Source organism: Parafrankia colletiae (genome assembly GCF_001854655.1).
GTDB lineage: Bacteria > Actinomycetota > Actinomycetes > Frankiales > Frankiaceae > Parafrankia > Parafrankia colletiae.
In genome coordinates this window covers 1-3,452 of record NZ_MBLM01000071.1, presented here as the reverse complement: position 1 = coordinate 3,452, position 3,452 = coordinate 1, and the positions used below count along the sequence as shown (strand labels likewise).

The window sequence follows — 3,452 nt, the reverse complement described above, 5'->3', positions numbered from 1 at the left end:
CTCACGTCGTCGACGCTGTTCAAGCGTGTCGGTGGCGGGTGGGTGTGGTCGTTCACGACGAATAATCTCCTGCTTGACGGGTATAGCACGTCTCTTTATATCCGCCGGGTTGCGGAGTTGTACTCGGCTGCGGTCGGTGTGACTCCCGCGCCGCCGAGGTGGTTCGGTCGTCTGGAGGATCTCGTGGTGGGGTCGGCATCGACGCCGGGTGGGTCCGGTGTCGTCGATCACTGGCGTGAGGTGCTTGCGATCGATGCGTTGTCCGAGCCCGTGGGAAACGCGCCTGCTGATCTGTTGTCGTTCTCGTATCGGCCTGTTCCGGTGGCGCTGCCGGCAGACACTGATGATCAGCTGCGGGTGTTGGCGCGTCGGACGAAGAGCACGTGGACGGATCTCGTCATCACCGCGTGGGGGCTGTATACGGCCCTTGCCGGGAACCGGGACTATCTCGCTGTGCGGGTACCGTCGATGATGCGCGGCGAGCCGGAGTCGCTGCGCGTGCCGGGCGCGGTCGCCCGGGCGCTGCCCGTCGCGACCGCCCTGCGTCCGGGCGCCACCTTCGCCGAGGTGCTGTCGGTGGTGGGATCGCAGGTCCGGGATCTACGGGACTACTCCGCGATCGAGGATCATCAGCTCGCCCGTCTGTGGAAGGCAGGGGAGCTCTCCTACCTGTCGCTGCCGTCGGTGAACATCAAGGTGTTCAGGACGACATCGGTTTTCGGGACGGTTCTGGGGGTCACGGAGCTGATCAATCCTGGTCCGACCGGTGTGCTGGATCTCTCCGTCTACGGGAGCCCGGGGCGAGGTCTGCGGATGGATATCTCCGGCCGGTCTCCGTTCGTGCCGGCAGAGGCGGCCGGCCGGCACGCGGCGGCGTTCACGGCGTTCCTCGGTCATCTCCTCGACGGCCCTGCGGGCATGACGCTCCACGAACTCGCCGATCTCACGATCACTCCCTCTTCGGTTGATGCCGTGTCGGTGGGTGCGTGGTCGGTGGGTGCGGGGGTGGTGGTTCCCGGGGTGACGGTGGATGCGCTGATTCGGGATCGGGTGGCGTGTGCTCCGGGGGCGGTCGCGGTGGTGGATGATGTGGATGGTGGGGAGTTGGTGTATGGGCAGTTCGATGCGCGGGTGAATGCTCTGGCTTGTGTTCTGGTCGAGCGGGGTGTGGGGGTGGGCGACCGGGWCGCGGTGGCTTTGCCGCGTTCGACGGATCTGGTGGTTTCTCTGGCTGCAGTGTTGCGTGCGGGTGCCGCGTATGTTCCAGTTGATCCGGGGTATCCCGCTGGGCGTGTTTCTGCGATTCTTCAGGATTCCGGCGCCCGTGTGGCTATCACTGATGGTGCGACGGTGGTGGCGCAGGCGGGTGTGTTCACGGCTGCGGGTGTGGTGACCGTGGTCGTCGATGACGATGCTGTTCGTGGCCGGATCGAGCGTGGGGTGCCTGACGGGCCTGTGCTGTCGCGTCCTGTGACTCCCGACGATACCGCGTATGTGATTTTCACGTCTGGTACCACCGGGCGGCCCAAGGGTGTGGTTCTGTCTCATGCCGCGGTGGTGAACCGGCTTGTCTGGGGCCGGGAGGTGTTGGGGTTCTCGTCGTCTGATCGGGTGTTGTTGAAGACACCGTTCACGTTCGACGTGTCGGTACCGGAGTTCTTCCTCCCGCTGATCACCGGGGCGGTGGTCGTGGTCGCCCGTGACAACGCACATGGGGATCCGGGCTATATCGCCGCCGTGGTACGGGAAAGACGAGTCACAAGCGTGCATTTCGTGCCGTCGATGCTTCAGGCATTCCTGGACTCGGGAGTGGAGGCGGGGTCGTTCCCGRAYGTGCGGCTGGTGTCGTTCACGGGGGAAGCGCTGCCGGTGGCRGCGGCCATCGGGGCCCGGGAGGTGTTCGATCGAGCGGAACTGTTCAACCTGTACGGGCCGACCGAAGCRGCGGTCGAGATCGCCAGCTACGACATCGCCGCCCTGAACGCAGACTCGGACTCGACACCGATCGGCCGCCCGGTGTCGAATTCTTATGTGCGGCTGCTGGATGGGTGGCTGCGTCCGGTGTCGGTGGGGGTGACTGGTGAGCTGTATCTGGGTGGGGTGCAGCTGGCGGAGGGGTATGTGGGCCGGGCTGGGCTGACCGCGGAGAGGTTCGTCGCGGACCCTTTCGGTGGGCCGGGTGAGCAGTTGTACCGGACGGGGGATCTGGCCCGGTGGAACGACCAGGGCGAGTTGGAGTACCTCGGCCGGTCCGATGACCAGGTCAAAGTACGCGGGTTCCGGATCGAGCTCGACGAGATCCGCGCYGYCCTCGAACGACACCCCGCGGTCTCGGGTGCCGCGGTGACCGCTCTCGATCACCCCGCCGGMGGGAAGTTCCTCGCCGCCTATGTCACGACCACCCCGCCCACACCCGCCGGCAACRCCACACCCGCCGACCACGCCACGCCCACCAGCGACGCTGTGCTGGCTGACGACGCTGTGCTGGCTGATGCGCTGCGGGACCACACGGCCGGGCTCCTGCCGGAGTACATGGTTCCCGCATCGTTCACCCGCGTGGCCGCGTTCCCCACGACCCCGAGCGGGAAACTCGACCGTAAAGCGCTGCCCGCTCCCGACCTGACCGCCGGATCCGGGAGCGGCCGACCCCCGGAAACGGACACCGAACTGTCCCTGGCCGCGGTGTTCCGTGACGTACTCRCTCTCCCCACCAGCACACCCCTGTCCGTGGACGACGACTTCTTCCGCCTCGGCGGGCACTCGCTCCTTGCGACGCGGGTCGTCGCCCGAGTCAACACGATCCTCGGTTCAGGGCTGAGTCTGCGGGATGTGTTCGACCATCCCACGATCGCGGGCCTGGTCGAGATCATCATCGAAGGCTCGAGCGTCTCGACAGTTCCAGCGTTGCGAATCGGGGATCTGCCGCGGCCCGCCAACCTGCCGGCATCCTTCGGACAGCAAGCCCTCTGGGTGATTGATCGCCTGGGCGGGCCGGGGGGCCGGTATGTGGTGCCAATGGCGCTTCGACTGTCCGGGGAACTGGACGTCAGCAAACTTGATGCTGCGGTGAAGGATGTAGTCACCCGGCACGAGGCATTGCGAACCCTGATTGTTGAAGACGACGGTCGGCTGCGCCAAATGGTCGTCCCTGCCCAGGACGCGAGCGTTCGCCTCACGCTGATCCCGGAGGATCTCTCCGGTGCCGGGGGTGACGCCGTAGAGGAACGGATCGCCGACTTCGTGCGGCAGGGGTTTGACCTGGCGGCAGACATTCCCTTCCGTGCCGGCTTGTTGCGGGAGGCTGGCACGGAGTGGGTACTTGTACTGGCGGTGCATCACCATGCGGTGGACGAGTGGTCGCTGCCGGTGCTGCTGGGGGACCTGTCAACCGCATACCAGGCCCGGTTGGCCGGTAGCGAGCCGGGGTGGGCGCCGCTGAAAATGCAGTACGC

1 protein-coding gene is annotated in these 3,452 nt (G+C 66.4%); it reads left to right on the top strand.

What is annotated here, in order from left to right:
• The coding region (locus CC117_RS09190) for a non-ribosomal peptide synthetase (protein WP_131803038.1) at positions 1-3,452 on the top strand (3,452 nt) is incomplete at both ends.